The following is a 12,856-nucleotide window of genomic DNA, read 5'->3' on the forward strand; positions in this document are numbered from 1 at the left end:
CTCAACAGTTCGGCAAATTCATAATCGGCAACCAGGTCATTCCGCAGCGGAATGCAGGAGGGGATGCTCATCCATCGCGTGCTTGGGCACCGCGCAACTCGGCAGGCGCCCGATTGCCAGTTCCCGCCGAAGCGCCTCTTCCAGCCGGTCGAAGACAGAGACGATGCGTCCGGCCGTCCGCGACTGGATCAGCCAGATCGTCACCGACATCCGGAAGTTGGGAAGGTCGAGCGGGCGCACCGCCGTCGCATCGGGGATCGGCGCGATCAGCCCCATCGGTGCCAGGCCGAAGCCGACGCCGCGGGTCACCAGCGACACCAGCAGGCTCTGGTCGTAGGCCTCCACCGTTACGTTCGGCTGCAAGCCGAGCGGCGCCAGCGCCTGCTGCAACGCCTCGCGGTAACGGCAACCGTTCGGCTGCAGCACCCAGCCGCGCTGGTTCATGGTGGCGAGATCGCTGGAGGCGTCATCGGGAGAGGCGATGATGTTGACAGGCTCGGTACCGATCCGGCGGACCGGCAGATCGTCGGGCGGCGCCTGCCCCTCGCACAGCAGGATCACCGCGCCGTCCAGCGTGCCGGCGCGGACCTGCTCGATCAACGGGTTGCTCCAATCCGAATGCAGCCGCAGGGTCAGGCCGGGGAAGCCGGCGCGCAGCTCGTCCAGCGGCCGTCCGGTGGCCAGCGCGGTCAGCACATGGGCCATGCCGAGCCGCAGCAGCCCGCGCGGTTCGGCCGATCCGGCGAACGCGTCGGCGAAGTCGCTGGCAGCCGCGAGGATTCGCCTTGCATGGGCCAGCGCCAGTTCGCCATCGCGGGTCAGGGCCAGCGGCTTGGTCTGCCGGTCGAACAGCACGACGCCAAGCTCCGCCTCCAGCCGCTGGATCAGCCGCGACACGGCGGACTGCGTCAGCCCCAGCCGGTTGCCGGCCTCCTGCACCGACTGCGCATCGGCAACGGCGATGAAGGTGCGGATCTCGTTGAGCTTCATGGGGCGGCCATTTGGTCGGGTAGGGTGTGCGCCGGCAGGACGCGGCACTGCATCTTCGCGTCTGGTGTACCAGTGTCGGACCGCGCTACCCTCGGGTCAAGACATCGATAGGGAGCCGTTCATGCCCGCCACTCCGCCCGACCGTTCCAGCCGCGAATATCCCGACCGCCCCTGGGTTGGCGTCGGGGCCGTCGTCTGGCGCGGCGACAAGGTGCTGCTGATCCGGCGGGGCAAGGCGCCGCGGATGGGGCAATGGAGCCTGCCGGGCGGGGCGCAGTCGGTCGGCGAGACGGTGTTCGAGACCGCAGTGCGCGAGGTGCGGGAGGAGACCGGGCTGGAGGTGGTGCCGACCGGGATCGTCACCGTGGTGGACGCCATCACCCCCAATGCCGAGGGGCGAGTCCACTACCATTACACGCTGGTCGAGGTGGCGGCGGAGAGTGCGGAGGGCGAGCCGCTCTGCGCCGACGATGCGCTGGAGGCCTGTTGGGCGACCGCCGATGAGGCCGGGGAACTGACGGAGTGGGACGAAACCCGGCGGGTCATCCTGATGTCTGCGGCCCAGCGCCAGAGCCCCCCGACCCGATAGACGGCAGGATCGCGCTGCGCTCGGCAAGGAAAGCGTCCACCCCGTCGGCGGACAGCGGGCGCGACAGCCAATAGCCCTGCAAAACATCGCAGCGGTAGGCTTGCAGGTAGAGCCGCTGTTCCGGCGTCTCCACCCCCTCCGCCACCACGCCCAACTCCAGCGCGTGGGCCAGCGCCACCACCGCTTGGACGATGGCGGCGGCGTCTCGGTCCTCCACCATCGCCTGGACGAACTGCTTATCGATCTTCAGCGCCTCCACCGGCACCCGGCGCAGGGTCGCCAGCGAGGACCAGCCGGTGCCGAAATCGTCCAGCACCAGCCTGATCCCGGCGCCCCGCAACCGCAGCAGCGCCTCGCGTGCCTCGGCGGTCTGGCTGAACATGCTGGTTTCGGTCAGCTCCAGCTTCAGGTTGGCGGCGGGCAGGCCGGTTTCCGCCAGGATACCCAGCACCTTCAGCACCAGCCCCGGATCGTCGAGCTGCCGCGCCGACAGGTTGACCGACACCGGAATGTCAGGATAGCCGGCGCGCAGCCAGCCGGTCGCCGCGACACAGGCCGTCCGCAGGGTCCATTCGCCGAGCAGGTGGATCGCCTCTCCCTGCTCGGCCATCGGCACGAAGACATCGGGGGGCAGCATGGTGCCGTCGGACAGGCGCCAGCGCGACAAAGCTTCGAACCCGGTCAGGCGGTTGGTGATCACGTCGGCCTGGGGCTGGAAGACCAGGGACAGTTCCTGCCGGTCGATGGCGTCGCGCACCCGCGCGGCGAAGCCGGCGTCGGATATCCCCTGTGTACCGGGTCCGTTCGCGGGTCCGTTCGACGTCGCGTGCGTGTTCGCCACCGTCCGCTCCCTCTCGACAACCATTCCTCGGCCCGACATTTCCCCTGGGGCTTGCTGCCATAACAACCACAGGAAGGATTTGTTAACCATGTCGCGAAAGAGCTTGACGAATTTTATATGGTTACGAAAGTGTTAACGTTGCTGCGCTGGTGACAAGAAAAGGTCGAAGCCGAAGCGGGGCGGTTCCCCAATAGGACGTGAACGGTCACGCCCGCGCTGCTCCTCGTTTGAGACGACTGGGCAGCAGCTCACCCGATTGATCGAGTACCGGATAGGCGGCGGCAACCAAGTGGGCGTTGATCCGGCGCAGGTCGCGCAGGATGTCGAGGTGGAGCGCGCTGGTCTCCACGCTTTCCTTGCGGCCGGCGCGCAGGCGGGCGAAATGCGCCTCGGTGGCGCTGGTCTCCAGATCGCGGATCACCTCCTTTTCATGGATCAGCGCGCGGGCGGAGCGGACATCGCGCGACACGAAGACGGCGGCGGCCAGCCGCTGGGTTTCGCTCAGCCGCTCCAGCATGCCGGCGATCTCGCCGGCCCCCTCGGTGGAGAAGCGCAGCTTGCGCCGGATCTTCTTCGAGGCCGTCTCCATAAGGTTGCAATCGACGATGTCGCCGACATGTTCGAGGTTGATGGTGAAGGTCAGCACGTCCGACATCCGGCCGGCGTCACGCTCGTCCAGATCCTCGACATTGATCTGGGTGAGATAGCCCTTGATCGCCTCGTGCAGCCGGTCCAGCACATCGTCCATCCGACGGATTTCCTGCACCCGCTTGCGGTCGTCGGTCTGGATCACGTCCAGCGCACCGCGCAGCATGGCGTCCACCGTATCGGCCATGCGCAACGCCTCGCGCGATGCGTTGGCGATGGCGAGGTGGGGGATGCGCAGCGCGCTGCGGTCGAGATAGAGCGGCATCGCCGGGTCGGCGACCGCCACCCGCTCCGGGAACATCCGTGTCAGTGCTCGTGCGAACCAGGGCAGCGGGCCGATGAACAGCCCGGCCATCGCCAGATTGAAGGCGAGGTGGAAGTTGGCGGCCAGCCGCGTCGCATCCGGCGACACCGCTTGCAGGCCGGCGGTGATCGGCTCCAGCAGCGGCACGACGATGAGGCAGCCGACGAGGCGGTTGATCAAATTGCCGACCGGCAGCCGCCGGGCCGCCGGGTTGCGGCCGTCGCCCCCCGGTCCCTCGATCACCGGATTGACGGCGCTGCCCAGATTGGCGCCGGCCACCATGGCGATCGCGGCCTCCGGTCCGATCACCCCGCCGCCGGCCAGCGAGGCGATCAGCAGGATGGCGGCGACGCTGGAATGGGCGGCCCAGGACAGCAGCGCCGCCAGCACCACCGCCACCACCGGATCGGCGGTCAGCATCGCCAGCATCCGCCGCAGCATCGGCGCATTTTCCGCCGGGGCGATGGTCGCCAGCAGCAAATGCAGCGACAGCAGCATCAGGCCGAGCCCGATGGCAACCCGCCCCAGGTCGCGGCTGCGCGTCCGCGCCCCGCGGCGGAAGGCGATGAAGCCGCCGAGCAGCAGGACCGGCGCCACATGGGCGACGTCGAAGGCGAGGATCTGGACGATCAGGGTGGAGCCGACATTGGCCCCCAGCATCACCGCCAGCGCCGGCATCAGCGACACCAGCCCGGTGGCGGTGAAGCCGGTGGCCATCAAGCCGGTGGCGGTGCTGCTCTGCAGCAGCATGGTGATGCCCATGCCGGACAGGAAGGCGGTCCAGCGGTTGCGCAGCCCGGCCCCCAGGATGCGGCGCAGGTCGCCGCCCAGCGCACGGGTCAGGCCGCTCTGCACCATGTGCAGCCCCCACAGGAGCAGCACGACATTTCCGGCGAGTTCCAGCAGCACCCGTGTCGCCTGCATCGCACCCCCTTTGTCGGATCGGGGATGCGGTCAGGCGGCACCCCTAACTGAAGGGTAGGGCGCGCGGATTGTTACGACAATATGACAGTTGGATGACAGCGTAGGGGGAAGGGGCCATTAGGCTCCCGTTCCCCTGGTCACCCGTGGTGTCTCAGACGTTGAAGCGGAAGTGGAAGATGTCGCCGTCCTGGACGACATATTCCTTGCCTTCCTGGCGCATCTTGCCGGCGTCCTTCGCCCCCTGCTCGCCGCCGAGCGTGACGTAACTGGTGTAGTCGATGGTCTCGGCGCGGATGAAGCCGCGCTCGAAATCGGTGTGGATGACGCCGGCGGCCTCCGGGGCCTTGGCGTGGCGGCGCACGGTCCAGGCCCGCGTCTCCTTCGGGCCGACGGTGAAGAAGGTGATCAGGTCCAGCAGCTTGAAGCCGGCGCGGATCAGCTTGTTCAGGCCGGTTTCCTCCAGCCCCATCGACTCCAGGAACTCGGCCTTCTCGGCAGGGTCGGACAACTGGGCAACCTCGGACTCGATGGCGGCGGAGATGACGACGACCTCGGCGTTCTCTGCCTTCGCCTTCTCGGCGACCTTGGCCGAGAAGCTGTTGCCGGTGGCGGCCGACGCCTCTTCGACGTTGCAGACATAGAGCACCGGCTTGGAGGTCAGCAGCATGAACTGCTTGAACACCGGCTTCTCTTCGTCGGAGACCTCGACCACGCGGGCGGGCTTGCCGTCCTGCAGCACCTTCAGGGCGCGCTCCATCAGGTCGGCCTTGATCTTGCTGTCCTTGTCGCCGCCCTTGGCCTTCTTCTGCAGGCTGGTCAGCTGGCGCTCAAGGCTTTCCATGTCGGCGAGCATCAGCTCGGTCTCGACCACCTCGGCGTCGCGCAGCGGATCGACATTGCCCTCGACATGGGTGATGTCGTCGTCCTCGAAGCAGCGCAGCACATGGACGATGGCGTCCACTTCGCGGATGTTGGCGAGGAACTGGTTGCCCAGCCCTTCACCCTTCGACGCGCCGCGGATCAGGCCGGCGATGTCCACGAACTCCAGCTGGGTCGGGATGACCTTCTGCGACTTGGCGATCTCGGCCAGCTTGTCCTGCCGCGGGTCGGGGACGCTGACGCGGCCGACGTTCGGCTCCTTGGTGCAGAAGGGGAAATTCGCCGCCTCGGCCGCCTGGGTGGCGGTCAGCGCGTTGAAAAGGGTCGACTTGCCGACGTTCGGCAGGCCGACGATGCCGCAATTGAAGCCCATGGTTGGGTGCTCGCCGTCGGAAATGCTGGAATTGACGCGCTTTATCCTACGATGGGGACCAAAGCGCAAACGCGAAGTGGGAGAGGGGCCTGAACCGGCAAGGCCGGCGGGGCCTATCTGCCCTGCGTCGCCACCGTCACCTTGTTCATGAACAGCTCCGGCCGGCCGTCCACGATCAGCGGCAGGTTGTCGGAGACGGCGTCCAGCAGCGGGTCGATCCAGCCCTGGTCGGCCTTGGCGAAGTCGTGCAGCACATAGCCGCTGACCAGATCCTTGTTGCCGGGGTGGCCGATGCCGAGCCGGACGCGCCAGTAGTCCTTGCCGATGTGCGCGTCGATGGAGCGCAGGCCGTTGTGGCCGCCATGGCCGCCGCCCTTCTTCACCCGGATCTTGCCGGGGGGCAGGTCCAGCTCGTCATGGATGACGACGACGTTCTCGGGCTTCAGCTTGTAGAACTGGAGGGCGGCCACCACCGACTGGCCGGACAGGTTCATGAAGGTGGCGGGCTCCAGCGCCAGCACCTTGTCGCCGGCGACGGTGCCCTCGGCGGTCTGGCCCTGGAACCGCTTTTTCCATGGGGTGAAGCGGTGGCGCTGGGCGATGGTCTCCACCGCCATGAAGCCGATGTTGTGGCGGTTGCGGGCATACTCGTTGCCGGGGTTGCCCAATCCGACCAGAAGCAGCATGTCCCTCACCCTCTATCCGGAACCCAGGCTCCACAAACGAAGCGGGGGGCCGAAGCCCCCCACCGTACCCAATCTTCTAAGGTCGAACGCTCCCGATCAGGCAGCGGCGCCCTCTTCCGACTTCAGGCCCGACGGCGCAACGATGGTCGCGATGGTGAAATCGCGGTCGGTGATCGTCGAGGTCACACCCTCCGGCAGCTTGACCGCGGAGATGTGGATCGAGTCGCCGACATCGAAGCCTTCGCACGAGATGGTGATGTGCTCGGGGATGCTGTCGGCCGGGCAGCTCAGCTCCAGCTCGTGACGGACGATGTTCAGCACACCGCCGCGCTTCAGGCCGGCCGACTTGTCCTGGTCGGCGAACTCGACCGGAACCTGCACGTTGATGCGGGTGTCGGACGAAACGCGCAGGAAATCGACATGCAGCGGGACGTCGGTCACCGGGTGGAACTGCACGTCGCGCGGCAGGACGCGGTGGGCAGAGCCGTCGACGGTGACGTCGAACAGATGCGTGAAGAAGCCCGGCTGATGCAGGACGCGGGTGAACTCGAACTTCTCGAGCGAAATGGTGACAGGAGCCTGCTTACCACCGTAGATGACGGCCGGAATACGGCCGTCACGGCGGGTCTGGCGGGCGGTCCCCTTGCCGGCCCGTTCGCGCGTCTCAGCGCCGAGCGGAATGATCTTGGTCATGACGATGCTCCAAAACGAAAAGGGCGCCGGCCTCCAGGGGTGCCGACGCGTGCGCGGCGTGCATACGGCAAATGGCGAAGCACGTCAAGGTCCGCGCGGAATGGAACGTTTGAAACATCGCGCCGCCGGCTGTTCACTGTTCCATCCCCACACCCTTCCCAACCGTCGCCGCCAGTCTGCCACGGCTGGGCGGAACGGGTGAAATTATCGTCAAGAAGACTGGAGCGGGCGCGAGAGGGCGATCGACCGCACGGCCGGATCGGCCTCCAGCCCGGCGAGGTCGGCCGCGGCGATCTCGGCGGTGACGATGCCCGGGGCTATCGGCCTGCCGCTGGACAGGCAGTCGGGGGCGGCGGCGTTCGCATGCAGGCGGACGATCACCGCGACACGCTGGGCGTCGTCCAGCGGCTGGGCCAGCATCGACGGAGACGGGCTTTCCAGCTTCCTGAGCGAGGCGAGGTCAATCGGCATGCCGGCCATCCATGGGGAAGGGGCGAGGGAAACGGAGAATGGTCGGTCCTCCGCGTCCGGGCGATGATGGGCTTCTCCCCCCATCGAGGCAAGCACGCGGCGATGCAGGCTCGCTGCCTCAAACCACCGCTTCAGACCTTGGCTTGGCCCCGCCCTGGGCGGCATGCCACTCGTCGAAGTCCGGGTTGCGGGCGGAGTCGTGGTCCAGTTCCTCCAGGATGGCCGCGGCGGATGCCCGTCCGTGACCGTGCTGCGGATCCCAGTCCGCTCCGTCGGGCGGATCGCGGCGGACCATGCGGATCAGGCGCTCGCGCAGCGTCGCATTGTCCATCGGCAGGCCCTTGCGGATCGACCGGGCATAGATCAGCGCGATCAGTCCGGTCACCGCCGGGGCGGCCATGCTGGTTCCGTATTTCTCGACCACGCCGGTCACCGTCCGCGACCACGCCGCCTTGACGCGGTGTCCGGGGGCGGAGAGGTCCGGCTTCTGCCGCCCGTCGCGGGTCGGGCCGGCGCTGGAGAAGAAGGAGATCGGCGTGCCGGTGGAGTGGGCATCGTGCGACCCGACGATGATCGTCGAATGGCCGGTGGAGATCGAGCCCAGCATGTGAGAGGCGACCGGCTGGAGGAACTGCGCCTGACCGGCGTCGAACCGCTCGATCCAGGCGTGATAGTCGATGGGGCCGTCGTCCAGCGCTTGGAGCCGGATGCTCCATTCCCCCGTCGGCGCCCCCATGGCGATCCAGATGCCGATCACATTGTCGTGGTTGTTGGGGTCGTCCAGCCGATTGACGATGAAGACCGCCGGCGGTTTGCCGGGGAGGCCGTAGGGCAGCGAGCCGTTCGGATCGACCGGCCCGATCTCGGTGCCGTCGGGGGCGACCAGCGTCACCGACAGTCGCCGCCGGCCGGGATACCACAGCTCCACCTCGCCGCCGGCGGACGTGGTCTCGTAGCCGGCGATGCCGAGCGTGGGAATGCCCAAGCCGATGGAACATGCGCCGCCTGCCGGGACGGTGCCGCTGGTGTGGGTTCCGCTCTGCTGGGAATTGCCGGCGGCGATCACCACGGCCCGGTAGGGAGCCGCGTTGACCATCGCGTCCAGCCCCTGTTCGACCAGCGAGGTGCCGTCATGCGGGCCGCCGTTGGTGCCCAGGCTGAGATTGACCACGCAAGGGCGGTTGCCGGCGGCGTTGAAGATGTAGTTGACCGCCTCCAGCAGTTGAACGGTGCTGCCCAGCGTGTGGTTCAGCTGGTCGGGCGAGTTGACCGGGGTGGGGAGCTTGGCATCGACGAAGATCAGCGACGCCTTGGCCGCCACGCCCGGCTGCTTCGATCCCAGCCCGTTGCCCGCGGCGATGTCCATGACATGGGTGCCGTGGGTGCCGTTCTCCTGGGGCTTGCCGGGATCGTCCTTGGGCGGAGCGTAGCCGAGGGCGTCGTAAGGATCGTCGGTGGCGAGTGCTGCGTCGATCTGCTCGGGTGTGTAGAGCGCGCCGTAGGGGAAGGGCGAGTTGGGCGTGCCGGACTGGTCCCACACCGCCAGCAGTCGGGTGCGCCCGTCGGCCTGCCGGAAGTTCCGGTGCATGTAGTCGCAGCCGAAATCGACCACGCCGATGATGACGCCTTCGCCATCCCGGTGCGCATGCTGGACCCAGGGCGGCAGCAGCCCAGGCACCGCGGGTTCGGGCAATCCCGGGACCGCGAGGGTGCCCAGCCCCATCTCGGAAATGGTGGCGTCCAGCGCGGAATGGGTCGGCTGCGCCGCCTTCAGGCTGAGCACCACGGCATGGGCGTGAACCGCCTCGACCTGATCGGCATGCAGGCGGCCGGTGACGATCCAGGAGCCGTCGGCCGCCTTGCCGATGGTGCTGGCGGATTTCACGCCCGGCAGGGCGGCCCAGCCGTCCGGCGAGGCGACACGGGCGATGACCGGCACCTCTTCGTCTGCGGCCGGCGCTGCGGCCACTTGGTCCTGCGCAGGGGCCTGTGCGGAGCGGGCATGGCGGCGGGCATGGGAATCGCGGTTGAGGATGCGGAGTTGGAGCCGATGGTCCATCGGGGTGCCGGGGCCACCCGGAAGGTTCCGCGCGGCGGAAAGATCGGGGGATTCGACCGGGGCCAGGCACATATGGTGGGCATGCAGCGGTAACCGTGGCGCCATTGGCGGGGGCCTCCGTAAGCTGGAACCGAACCACAGACCGCACTCCGGTCAGCCGGACGGGCAGAACCCTTGCGGGAAGGTGCGGGCCCCGCCGCGATGCATGCGAAAGACTGTTGTCCGCGGACTGTATATACTTTTACGAAAGATATTTTTCGGATTGCAACCGTTCAGGACGGTTTGGACCTCACAGCCCCGTCGGGGCCGGGCGGGTGTCGGCGGTGCGGGTGGTGCCCTGGTCGATCAGCGGCTGGAGCGCCGGGGCGAGGCTCTTCAACAGCTGGGCGGGCAGGGCGCTGGTGAAGCGGTAGTTGTCGGCCTCCGGCCCATGGACGAAGGCGGTCATCGTGCCGAAGAAGCGGTCGCCGATGTAGAAGACGAAGGTGGCGGTGCGGTTGACCGCCTTCGATTCGATCAGCACGCCGCCCGGACCCCAGCGGTCGAGCCGGTGGTCGCCGGTGCCGGTCTTGCCGCCCATCGGGACCGGCGCGCCGGTGGGATCCTTGAAGGACCCCCAGACGCGCTTGGCGGTGCCGTTCTGCGCCACGTCCATCAGGGCGCGGCGCAAGGTGGCGCAGACCTCCGGCCGCAGCACGCGCTCGCCCTGCAAGGGCCCCAGCCCGAGCTTCGCCTCATAGGGCGTGCCGGCGGCGAAATGCAGCGAGCGGATCTTCACCGTCGGCTGGCGCACCCCGTCGTTCAGGATCAGCCCCATCAGCTCCGCCAGCGCCGCCGGGCGGTCGGCCGAGCTGCCGATGGCGGTCGCCAGCGACGGCACCAGCGTTTCGAACGGATAGCCGACGCTGCGCCATTGGGCGGTGATGCGCTGGAACGCCTCCTCCTCCAGCCCGATGCGGATTCGGGTGTTCTGGGCGGCCATGCCCTTCTTGAACAGCCAGCGGTAGCTCTCCTGGCGCTCGTCGGCGCTGGCGGCCAGAACCTCGGCCCGCTTGGCGTCGGGATGCTGCTGGAGATAAGCGACCAGCCACAGCTCCAGCGGATGGACGCGGGCGAGATAGCCCAGATCGTTCAGCGGGAAGCGGTCCGGCCCATATTTGGAGTAGAGCGCCGACAGCTCGGTGTCGGACAGCGCCTTTCCCGGCAGCCGGCCACGCAGGAAGCCGGAGAACTCCGCCAGCCCGGCCTTGGGCCGCACGGTGCGGAAGATCACCGCCAGCCGGTGCGGCACCGGGCGCGAGCGGGTCGCCAGCCGGGCCAGTGCCTCGTCCAGGGTGCGCTTGCGGTAGTCGTTGTAGAAGCGGTTGAGGAAGTCGGTACCCTCGCGGTCGGCGAAGCGGGCGAGATAGGCCTGCCGGGCGGGATGGTCGGGGGTGCGCAGGATGTCGGCGCCATCGTCCGCCCCCTCGTCCATGTAGAACTGGACGACATCGCGCATCAGCCGGATGAAGGGCAGGTTGACGCTGTTCCGCAGCGCCTCCTGCACGGTCAGGATGCGGCCGTTGTCGTCCTTGTTGAAGTTGACGAAGCTGTGCTGACCGCCGCCGGTGAAGAAGACCTCGCCAGGGCTGGCGGAATAGCGCCGCTCCATCGCCGCATCCAGCATGGCGGGCAGCCGGCGGTCGGAGGCAGCGGCAAGCCAGGAGGTCGCCCAGCGGGTCAGATTGTCCGACGCCTCGTCCTCGACATCGCCCAGCAGTTCCTTAGGCAGATGGGCGTAACGGCTGTGCAGTTCGGCGACGATCTGCAGATATGTCGCCAGCGTGCGCAGCTTGGCGGTGGAGCCGAGGTCCAACTTCGCCCCGTCGTTGATGTCCAGCGGCTGGTCGAGGTTGTCGGCCTGGACGCGCAGGTAATTGGCCTCTGGGCCGCGCTCGTAGAGGGTGATCGAATAGACCAGCTTCGACAGGTCGTTGTTGCGGGCGTCGAGCAGCCGCTCGCCGGTCAGCCCGAGCGAGCGGGCATAGTCGGGGTCGTTCAGCCTGCCCAGCACCTCCACCACGCGGGCCTGGGTTTCGGCGTCCAGGGTGGATTGCGCGGTCAGGTCGAGCCGGTCGAGCGCGTAGAAGTTGGAGACGCCGAGCATGCCGAGCAGCCGGGCGCGGATGGCGTTGGTCGCCTTCTGCTCGACATAGGAGGTGGCGGGGCTGGTCGGCGCCTCCTCGCGGAAGACCAGCGGGGTGGCCAGCGCCGCGTCGCGCAGGGCGGGATCGATCACGCCGGACTGGGCCAGGGCGCGCAGATGGGCGTCGGCCAGCCGGTCGAGGGCGGCGCGGTCCTGGATCAGGTAATGGGAGGGACGGCGCTGGGCCAGCAACAGGGCCAGCACCTGCTTGTAGGCCAGCGCCTTCAGCTTCAGGGCGCGCGCATCGTCTGCGGAGTCGCTGAGGACGCGCTTGGCGATGGTGAGGTCGGTGCCGAACCAGGCCCACAGTCCGTCGCCCAGCCCGTTCACCTCGCCGAAGCCCGAGCGCGCGGTCAGCGGGGTGGAGTTCAGGTAATCGACCAGGATGCGGCGGCGGGCCAGCGTTGTGTCCTCGCCGTCGCTGTAGGCGCGGACGCTGGCCGAGGTCATCTGGCGCAGCTTCTCGACACTGCCGACGGTCTGGCCGTCGGGCGAATGGCGGTATTTCTCGATCTGGGTGGCGAGCGTCGAGCCGCCGGGCGAGCGCTGGCCCGGCCGGATCATCTGGATCGGCAGCATGGCGACGGCGGCGCCGAAGCGGTCCCATTCCACCGCCGGGTTGCGGCGGGGTTGGTCCTCGTCCAGAAGTTCGCGATTCTCGATGAACAGCAGCGTGTCGGCGACCAGCTTCGGCACATCGTCGAAACCGTCGAACACCCGTTCGGGATAGCGCGCCGAATACATGACCGCGCCGTTGCGGTCGAGCAGGGTCAGCCCGGCCTGCGTCTTCTCGCGGTAGATCGGAAAGCCGCCGCCGGCCATGAAGCGGTCGAGCGCCGGTGACAGTACCGCCTGCCGCTCGATTGCGTAGACGTCACGGGTCAGCGCGTCGAGCTGGCCGGGCAGGGCGGTGTAGCCGAGCCGCTCGTTGTACGGCCCATGCTTGGGAAAGCGCGCCTGCGGATTGGGGCCTTCCTGCACGCTGACGGACATCGACTGGGCGACGCCGGAGAGCAGCCGGGCCTGGAGGCGGGAGGTCTCCATCTCCCGCCATCCGGCATAGCCGGCGGCGGCGAGCGTGATGGACAGCGTCGCCGCAATCGCGACCCGCCCGGTCCAGCGCCCGACCTGCATCCACCCCTTTGCCATCTCGGATGCGCACCCCCTGTCGTCCGACCCACCCGGCCGGTGTAGGTCGGAACGATAGGCGAATT

Annotated in this window: 10 protein-coding genes; 1 reads left to right on the plus strand and 9 read right to left on the minus strand. The window is 68.1% G+C overall.

All coding sequences use genetic code 11. The features are described from left to right. Positions 1–36 precede the first annotated feature (36 nt). A complete protein-coding gene (locus TSH64_RS09760) occupies positions 37–990 on the minus strand; it encodes a LysR family transcriptional regulator (RefSeq protein WP_109096569.1) in 954 nt (317 codons plus the stop codon). Positions 991–1,111: 121 nt separating this feature from the next. Here TSH64_RS09760 and TSH64_RS09765 point away from each other — a divergent pair, with 121 nt between their 5' ends. Continuing rightward, on the plus strand, positions 1,112–1,579 hold the full coding sequence (locus TSH64_RS09765) for an NUDIX hydrolase (RefSeq protein WP_109096570.1): 468 nt from the start codon (positions 1,112–1,114) through the stop codon (positions 1,577–1,579). On the opposite strand, the gene TSH64_RS09770 is transcribed toward TSH64_RS09765, so the two are convergent. From TSH64_RS09770 to TSH64_RS09805, 8 genes are all read right to left on the minus strand, one after another. Further along, positions 1,533–2,420, minus strand: coding sequence for an EAL domain-containing protein (locus tag TSH64_RS09770; RefSeq protein WP_247872837.1), 888 nt, complete (start codon positions 2,418–2,420; stop codon positions 1,533–1,535). The two genes, TSH64_RS09765 and TSH64_RS09770, sit on opposite strands and share 47 nt — an antisense overlap. 205 nt (positions 2,421–2,625) lie before the next feature. Continuing rightward, entirely contained in the window at positions 2,626–4,296 is a 1,671-nt protein-coding gene (locus TSH64_RS09775; RefSeq protein WP_109096572.1) for a Na/Pi cotransporter family protein, read from the minus strand. Positions 4,297–4,447: 151 nt separating this feature from the next. Next, on the minus strand, positions 4,448–5,548 hold the full coding sequence (gene ychF, locus TSH64_RS09780) for a redox-regulated ATPase YchF (RefSeq protein WP_109096573.1): 1,101 nt from the start codon (positions 5,546–5,548) through the stop codon (positions 4,448–4,450). A gap of 113 nt (positions 5,549–5,661) precedes the next feature. Beyond that, positions 5,662–6,234: an aminoacyl-tRNA hydrolase gene (gene pth / locus TSH64_RS09785; protein ID WP_109096574.1), complete on the minus strand. Its 573-nt coding sequence runs from the start codon at positions 6,232–6,234 to the stop codon at positions 5,662–5,664. Between the two features lie 96 nt (positions 6,235–6,330). Continuing rightward, the gene (locus TSH64_RS09790; RefSeq protein WP_109052151.1) at positions 6,331–6,927 is read right to left on the minus strand and encodes a 50S ribosomal protein L25/general stress protein Ctc; all 597 of its coding nucleotides are present in this window, start codon (positions 6,925–6,927) and stop codon (positions 6,331–6,333) included. A 210-nt stretch (positions 6,928–7,137) separates the two neighbouring features. Continuing rightward, positions 7,138–7,398 carry a hypothetical protein gene (locus TSH64_RS09795; protein WP_146208015.1) on the minus strand — a complete coding sequence of 87 codons (261 nt, stop codon included), beginning with the start codon at positions 7,396–7,398 and terminating at the stop codon, positions 7,138–7,140. Between the two features lie 118 nt (positions 7,399–7,516). Then, complete coding sequence (locus TSH64_RS09800) at positions 7,517–9,457, minus strand: S8 family peptidase (RefSeq protein ID WP_158285364.1); 1,941 nt, start codon at positions 9,455–9,457, stop codon at positions 7,517–7,519. Positions 9,458–9,746: 289 nt separating this feature from the next. After that, the gene (locus TSH64_RS09805; RefSeq protein ID WP_109096577.1) at positions 9,747–12,791 is read right to left on the minus strand and encodes a transglycosylase domain-containing protein; all 3,045 of its coding nucleotides are present in this window, start codon (positions 12,789–12,791) and stop codon (positions 9,747–9,749) included. Positions 12,792–12,856: the final 65 nt, after the last annotated feature.

This window comes from Azospirillum sp. TSH64 (genome assembly GCF_003116035.1).
Lineage (GTDB): Bacteria > Pseudomonadota > Alphaproteobacteria > Azospirillales > Azospirillaceae > Azospirillum.

Coding starts and splice junctions, on each gene's coding strand:
- TSH64_RS09760 (WP_109096569.1), bottom strand. CDS start 990: ATGAAGCTCAACGAGATCCGCACCTTCATCGCCGTTGCCGATGCGCAG.
- TSH64_RS09765 (WP_109096570.1), top strand. CDS start 1,112: ATGCCCGCCACTCCGCCCGACCGTTCCAGCCGCGAATATCCCGACCGC.
- TSH64_RS09775 (WP_109096572.1), bottom strand. CDS start 4,296: ATGCAGGCGACACGGGTGCTGCTGGAACTCGCCGGAAATGTCGTGCTG.
- ychF (WP_109096573.1), bottom strand. CDS start 5,548: ATGGGCTTCAATTGCGGCATCGTCGGCCTGCCGAACGTCGGCAAGTCG.
- pth (WP_109096574.1), bottom strand. CDS start 6,234: ATGCTGCTTCTGGTCGGATTGGGCAACCCCGGCAACGAGTATGCCCGC.
- TSH64_RS09790 (WP_109052151.1), bottom strand. CDS start 6,927: ATGACCAAGATCATTCCGCTCGGCGCTGAGACGCGCGAACGGGCCGGC.
- TSH64_RS09795 (WP_146208015.1), bottom strand. CDS start 7,398: ATGCCGATTGACCTCGCCTCGCTCAGGAAGCTGGAAAGCCCGTCTCCG.
- TSH64_RS09800 (WP_158285364.1), bottom strand. CDS start 9,457: ATGGACCATCGGCTCCAACTCCGCATCCTCAACCGCGATTCCCATGCC.
- TSH64_RS09805 (WP_109096577.1), bottom strand. CDS start 12,791: ATGGCAAAGGGGTGGATGCAGGTCGGGCGCTGGACCGGGCGGGTCGCG.